Source organism: Rahnella perminowiae (assembly GCF_019049755.1).
Lineage (GTDB): Bacteria > Pseudomonadota > Gammaproteobacteria > Enterobacterales > Enterobacteriaceae > Rahnella > Rahnella perminowiae.
On sequence record NZ_JAFMOS010000377.1, the window covers coordinates 1 to 6,634 of the forward strand.

The 6,634-nt window shown below is 50.3% G+C and carries 6 protein-coding genes; 4 read left to right on the plus strand and 2 right to left on the minus strand.

Annotated features, from left to right (window positions below; genetic code table 11):
- The 4 genes from J1785_RS04710 to maa all read left to right on the plus strand — a co-directional run.
- Positions 1–889: oligosaccharide MFS transporter (locus tag J1785_RS04710; RefSeq protein ID WP_217218920.1), on the plus strand; the 889-nt coding region annotated here is incomplete at its 5' end.
- An 18-nt stretch (positions 890–907) separates the two neighbouring features.
- Positions 908–2,341, plus strand: coding sequence for a glycoside hydrolase family 32 protein (locus tag J1785_RS04715; RefSeq protein ID WP_217218921.1), 1,434 nt, complete (start codon positions 908–910; stop codon positions 2,339–2,341).
- 122 nt (positions 2,342–2,463) lie between these two features.
- On the plus strand, positions 2,464–3,816 hold the full coding sequence (locus J1785_RS04720; protein WP_217218922.1) for a carbohydrate porin: 1,353 nt from the start codon (positions 2,464–2,466) through the stop codon (positions 3,814–3,816).
- 73 nt (positions 3,817–3,889) lie between these two features.
- Positions 3,890–4,441 (plus strand): maltose O-acetyltransferase, encoded by a 552-nt coding sequence (gene maa, locus J1785_RS04725; protein ID WP_205951629.1) that lies wholly within the window; start codon positions 3,890–3,892, stop codon positions 4,439–4,441.
- 41 nt (positions 4,442–4,482) lie between these two features.
- Here the strand turns inward: maa and surE are convergent, their stop codons facing one another.
- Both surE and J1785_RS04735 read right to left on the minus strand, forming a co-directional pair.
- The gene (gene surE / locus J1785_RS04730) at positions 4,483–5,241 is read right to left on the minus strand and encodes a 5'/3'-nucleotidase SurE (protein ID WP_217218923.1); all 759 of its coding nucleotides are present in this window, start codon (positions 5,239–5,241) and stop codon (positions 4,483–4,485) included.
- Positions 5,242–5,323: 82 nt separating this feature from the next.
- Positions 5,324–6,541: an alginate lyase family protein gene (locus tag J1785_RS04735; RefSeq protein ID WP_217218924.1), complete on the minus strand. Its 1,218-nt coding sequence runs from the start codon at positions 6,539–6,541 to the stop codon at positions 5,324–5,326.
- Positions 6,542–6,634 lie beyond the last annotated feature (93 nt).

A 6,634-nucleotide genomic window follows, 5' to 3' on the forward strand; every position in this document is an offset into this window, starting at 1 on the left:
CAATGGCGGTATTGGTGTCCTTGAGTCTTACACCGAGCGTGTCGCCCGTCAGAGCCAGTTTGAATTCGGAAAAGCAAGGATGTGGGGGTCGCTGGGTTGGGCTGTGGCAACCTTTTTCGCCGGGTTATTGTTTAATATTAACCCGAAATTAAATTTCGCGGTTGCCAGCTGTTCTGGTCTGGTCTTCTTCATACTTTTGATGCGCTTACGCGTCTCTTCTGCGCCTCATGCAATGCAGGAAGCCGTGGCAGGGGGAAAAGTCACGCTTGAGGATGCATTACGCCTGCTGACCCTGCCGCGTTTCTGGGCGCTGGTATTCTTTGTGGTCGGCACCTGTATTTACGGCGTCTACGATCAACAGTTCCCGGTCTATTTTTCCTCACAGTTCCCGACGCAACATGAAGGGAATGCGATGTACGGCTATCTTAATTCGTTTCAGGTATTCCTGGAGGCCGCAGGCATGTTCTGTGCACCATGGCTGGTAAATCGTCTAGGTGCTAAAAATGGTCTGATTTTCGCCGGCATGGTGATGGCGATGCGCATGGTCGCCTCCGGATTAGTGGAAGGCCCTCTGCTTATCTCTATCACCAAGCTGCTGCATGCGGTTGAACTCCCGATACTGCTTATCTCTATCTTCAAATACAACAGCCTTAACTTCGATAAACGTCTCTCATCCACGCTCTATCTGGTGGGTTTTGCCTGTACGGGATCCGTAATTGCCACCGTATTGTCACCCCTCGCTGGCTACAGCTACGAAAAATATGGATTTGCTCAGTCCTATCTGTTCATGGGGTTAATGGTGTTCTGCATCACCTTTATTTCTATTTTCCTGTTGCGTTCCGGTAAACCCTCAATGGATCCGCAGATACCACAACTTTCTACTATCTGAATGAAAAGAGAGAAAACGATGACCTATACAATTGCTAACGCTGAACAGGAACTTCAAGCTAAGCGCGAGATGCTAAACCTGCGCTGGTACCCGCGTTATCACCTTGCCGCAAGGGCTGGCTGGGTTAACGATCCTAATGGCCTGATCTGGTTTGATGGCTGGTATCATGCATTTTATCAGCATCATCCTTATTCTCCTCAGTGGGGGGCGATGCACTGGGGGCACGCGCGGAGTAAAGATTTGCTTCACTGGGAGCACTTACCCGTTGCCCTGGCTCCGGAAGGACCGGAAGACAAAGACGGGTGTTTTTCTGGTTCGGCGGTGGTGGATGGCGATACCCTGGCGTTGATTTACACCGGACATAAATTTCACGGCGACGCCGGTAACGACGAGAACCTTTATCAGGTGCAGTGTCTGGCAACCAGTCGCGATGGTATTCACTTTAAACGTGAGGGGATCATTATCGATACCCCGCCGGACTTGCATCATTTCCGCGACCCTAAGGTCTGGCGCGAAGGGGATAGCTGGTACATGGTCGTCGGTGCGCGCGTTGGCGATACCGGGCAAATACGATTGTATCGTTCAGCCGATTTGCGTCAGTGGCAGGATGAAGGGATCCTGGATGAGGCGCAAGCCGGTATGGGCTTTATGTGGGAGTGCCCTGATTTCTTTACCCTTAATGGCAAACGTGTCCTGATGTTTTCTCCGCAGGGGATGGCCGCGCAGGGCTTTGAGAACCGCAATCTGTTCCAGAGCGGTTATCTGGTGGGAGACTGGCAGCCCGGAGAGCCGTTTGTCCGCACAGGGGAATTCGTCGAAATGGATCACGGACACGATTTCTATGCCCCGCAGAGTTTCCTGACACCGGATGGCCGCCGCATCGTGATTGGCTGGCTGGATATGTGGGAGTCGCCGATGCCGGAGCAACAGGACGGCTGGTCCGGGATGTTGTCTCTGCCGCGTGAGCTGAGTCTTACTGAGGACAATCGTCTGCAGATGCGCCCCGCGAAAGAGGTGGAAGCGCTGCGTCAGGCCTGGTTCCCGTGGCCTGTCAGTACCTTGAAAAACCAGCAGACACTCATGGCAAACAAAGGGGAGGCCATGGAAGTCGTGCTTTACTGGGATTGCGCAAGCAGTGATGCGGAACAGTATGGACTTAGCCTGGGAGAAGGTCTGCGTGTTTATGTTGATACGCAGCTGCAGCGTCTGGTGCTTGAGCGCCGCTATCCGCAGTACGGATTATGTGGCACGCGCAGTGTACCGTTGGTGCCCGGCGTTCCTCTGGCTTTACGTATGTTTATTGACAGCTCTTCGGTCGAGGTATTCGTCAATGACGGCGAGGCATGCCTCAGTAGCCGAATATACCCTGATGCCGATCGTCGCGAATTAAGCTTATTTTCCTGGCATGGAAAAGCGACATTATCAGATGCCGGAGCCTGGCAGCTGGAATAAGCCCTGTCCAGTGTCGCAAATAACCCGTCTTTGATGATGGGCGGGTTATTACTGCGTTTATCTTCGGGCTGTATTTATACAAAAATGACACATTAATATAAATAATAAGAAGGTCTTTTCCGATGAATAAAATCTGGGTCGGATGTATTTTGACGTCTGTATGTACCTCAGTAGCCCATGCACAGGGTACGCTTTCCCTCGAACAACGGCTGGAACAAATGGAGCAGCGGCTGAAAGTCACGGAGCAGCGCGCGGCGGGTGCGGAGGCTGAAATTCGCGCCCTCAAGCAAGAGAAGCAATTGTCCCACGTAGTAAACAATACTCCCGCGGCTCCTGCGACTCCCGCGCTTCAGCTCACCGGGAATGGTGATATTAAATTTTATGGAGACGTTGAATTTAATATGGATGGTGCCAGCCGCACGGGCAGCCTGACGTCGATAAAAACCAGCACAAATAAAAACTGGGCGCCGGGAAATAAAGAGCGCTGGGATATGAATGGCCGTATTCTCCTGGGGTTTGATGGTCTGCGAAATGGGGTTAATGGAAAATATGCCGGATTCAGCGTTCAGCCGTTGGCTGATATCAACGGAAAAATGAACCTCGACGATGCGGCATTTTTCTTTGGTCAGCAGGATGACTGGAAAATTAAAATTGGTCGCTTCGAGGCCTGGGATATGTTCCCGCTGAATCAGGATACGTTCATTGAATATTCCGGTAATACCGCTAACGATCTCTACAGTGACGGTTACGGTTATATCTATATGATGAAAGAGGGTCGCGGGCGCAGCAGCAGCGGTGGCAATTTCCTGCTCAGTAAGACACTCGATAACTGGTATTTCGAACTCAACACGCTTATAGAAGATGGCAGTTCGCTATTTGTCGACAATAACTATCACGGCAATGCGTTAGATAACCGTAAAAATGTGGTTTATGCCCGCCCGGTTATTGCCTGGCAATCCGGCGAGTGGTCAGTCGCCGCCGCGGTCGAAAGCAACCTGGTGAATAATGCCTACGGATATCAGAATACGCAGGGTGTTTGGGTTGACCAGTCGAACCGGACCGGTTACGGAATGACGATGAGCTGGAACACGCTTAAAACTGATGCAGAAAACGGTGCGGTCGTTAACCTGAGCACGGCTTATCTCGACGCAGCTGACGAAAAAGATTTCAGCGCAGGCATCAATGCCTTATGGCACAGGGTGGAAGTGGGTTACATCTACGCGCACAACAATATCGACAAGTTCAATATGGCCGGGGTAGCCGGTGACTGCGACAACGACTGCGCGATTCTGGCACCGGGTAAATATGATATTCATACTCTCCATACCTCATGGCATCTGCCAGATATCATGGATATGCCTAACTTCAATATTTACCTGGGGGCTTATGCCTCCTGGCTTGAATCACCGACGATTAAAACGGGTAATACGGATGACCGTTATGGTGCACGCGTGCGCTTTAAGTACCTTTTCTAAACACCGGTTGCCGTAAAAACCTGGCGCTGGAAATTGGCATGAGCGCATCACTAAAGGATATCGAAGTATGACGTTGAATATAGAAAAACAAAAAATGATCGCCGGCGAACTCTATGAGAGCGGTGATGCATTACTCATTAGCGAGCGCAGGCGCGCACGCCAGCTTTTACATGGTTACAACCATTCATCACCAGATGATGAAGAACTGCGTAAACAGTGGCTTAACGAGTTGTTAGGAAGTCATCAGGGCGCGTATATCGAGCCGACTTTCCGCTGTGATTACGGTTATAACATCCATGTAGGAAAAAATTTCTACGCCAATTTTGACTGTGTGATCCTTGACGTATGCGAGGTGCGTATTGGTGATAACTGCATGCTGGCACCAGGAGTGCACATTTATACCGCTACCCATCCGCTTGATGCACAGCTGCGCATAAGCGGGAAAGAACTCGGCAAACCGGTGACGATTGGTAATAACGTGTGGATCGGTGGACGTGCGGTGATCAACCCAGGTGTCACCCTGGGTGATAATGTGGTGGTGGCTTCCGGCGCGGTCGTGACAAAAGACGTGCCGTTTAACTGCGTCGTGGGGGGGAATCCGGCCCGTATCATTAAGCGGCTTTAGACACCGGTGCCGCAGTCGGCGGAAAAGGGGGGATAAATAATTTAGCCGTTTTGACGCGTTACACCACGGTCAAAACCTAATTGTGTCACGCTGATCCCCCCTTGTTGCAAAATGGCGGCTTCTGTTTCAGGAGCATCCGGTAAGTTTTGCCTTTTCAGGGAGAGCCAGAAGTACTCAAGATCGCGGGGGTCGCGATGCGAAATAACATCAATATCGTGCAGATATCCCTTTCCCTGACGGGTAAAGGTAAATGCCGGTAAGTCCGGGTTAATGGCAACGGGAAAATTGATGTTAAGACATCCGGCTTTAAAAGTTTCACTCTTCCAGAGCGCTTCGATAGTGGCAGCGCCCCGGGTTTCTGCGACTGTCCAGGGAATACTATTGCGGTCCGTAAAAGCCTGGCTGAGGGCAAAGGACGTCACCCCCATCAGCATGCCGGTCATTGCAGCGCCAATGGTGCCGGAAAAAACGGTCTCGGTTCCCAGATTGGCCCCTCTGTTAACCCCTGAAAGCAGCAACGTTGGCTTTTTATCTTTCATCAGATGACCGAGCGCTAACGCTACACAATCTCCTGGTGTCCCGGTCACAGCGTATCGTTGCGGTCCTCTCTCACTCAGACGTAACGGACTGTGAAGGCTAAGTGAATGTGACGTGCCACTCTGATCGTGGACGGGAGCCACTATCCAGACATCGTGAGAAAGTTGATGAGCGATTTTTTCCAGGACGGCCATACCGGGAGCATCGATACCATCATCATTGGTTAATAATATTCTCTCGCATAGCATACTTTGTTGAGGCATAGATTCTCCTTAAACGGGATAAGCTAAGTTGTATAAACGTGTGGATTACGTATGAAAACCGGTAACAAGTTTGCCAAACGGTTTATTTCAACGTGTAGACCAAAGTACCGTATCCGAGCTGGTCGTAACCTCCGCTGTTAGGCCCATAATCTCCACCACCGCCCTCGGGACTGGCTTTTTTTGCAAAAGCTTCGACGTAAGGGGACGTTATCCCTTTCAGCACAACATAATGATTATAAAAAAGCGCCCAGATTGGCCTCATCTGTCCGCGTGATTTGTCGGAAATGACGGGCTGGGTAACATCACTATTGGTATACGGGGTGTAGGGCACATCATGCATTAGGTTATACTTTGCAACGTATTCGGCGCCAAGCAAAGCCCGGTTATGGTCGTAACCGTATAAATCGTCTCCCTGATTCCAGGCCATTTGGCAGAACGCACCAAGCAAAGCGATATCCAGTAATGAGTGAGCCTGATCGCGGCCGCTTTCCTGGACTTGTCCGAGAGAAGAACCGTAGAGTTTCCACACCAGATGCTCAACCGAACCATTACCCTGACCGTATTTAAAATACGTCATCGCCTCATTGTAAATATCACGGCGATCCGTGAGTACGCCGATAGCTAACATGGAGTCCATATTAGCCAGATCCCAGTTGGCCCAGTAGTGATCAATTTTCGCCCCGTTATGATGGTTGAGGAAATCCTGATTCATAGGATAGAAAACGCTCAGCATCATAGTTTGGAAATCATGAAAATCTGTTGGCTTCCAGAGGACAGAATTGCGCAGTATCTCTGCCGCATTTGCAAACTGATAACCATACAGGCCTGAGGCCAGATACCGGTCTGATCCTCCCCTAATCGCCGTAAGTGTCGTCGTCCATGCGTTTAAAATACCGATAGCCTTGCGGGCATAGGCATCGTCGCCGGAGATTTTCCAACGTAATGCCAGTGCGTAAGCCGCGGCAGCGTCGTTGAATAAGGTGCCGTAATTCTCAGTATGAATGCCGTCCTTTCCTCGATAGATTACGGCCTGTGGATTAGCGTGCCAGCCAAGGGATGCATGTTTATTTTCCAATAACCTCTGCCAGCCATCCCTATAGGGCTGAGCGCCTTGTGTCACTTTGGTATGCATCCGTATAAAATCTTTCTGGGTATGCAGAAGTCCCGGGTGGATAAATGGCGTAACCGCTTCTGCCCGGGTGCTGGAGAGGGGGGCAATAATCAATGCCCCGGTTAACATCAGACATGAAAAATAAGGGAGGTGCCTATCCCGTTCTGCATGATTTTTATATAACGTCATTGTAAGTTTTCCCTTTATCTTTTAATAAACGTATGGGCATGTATTCCATTATTTGATGAAACTGAGCGGTTGATTATTATTCAGTTGCAAAGA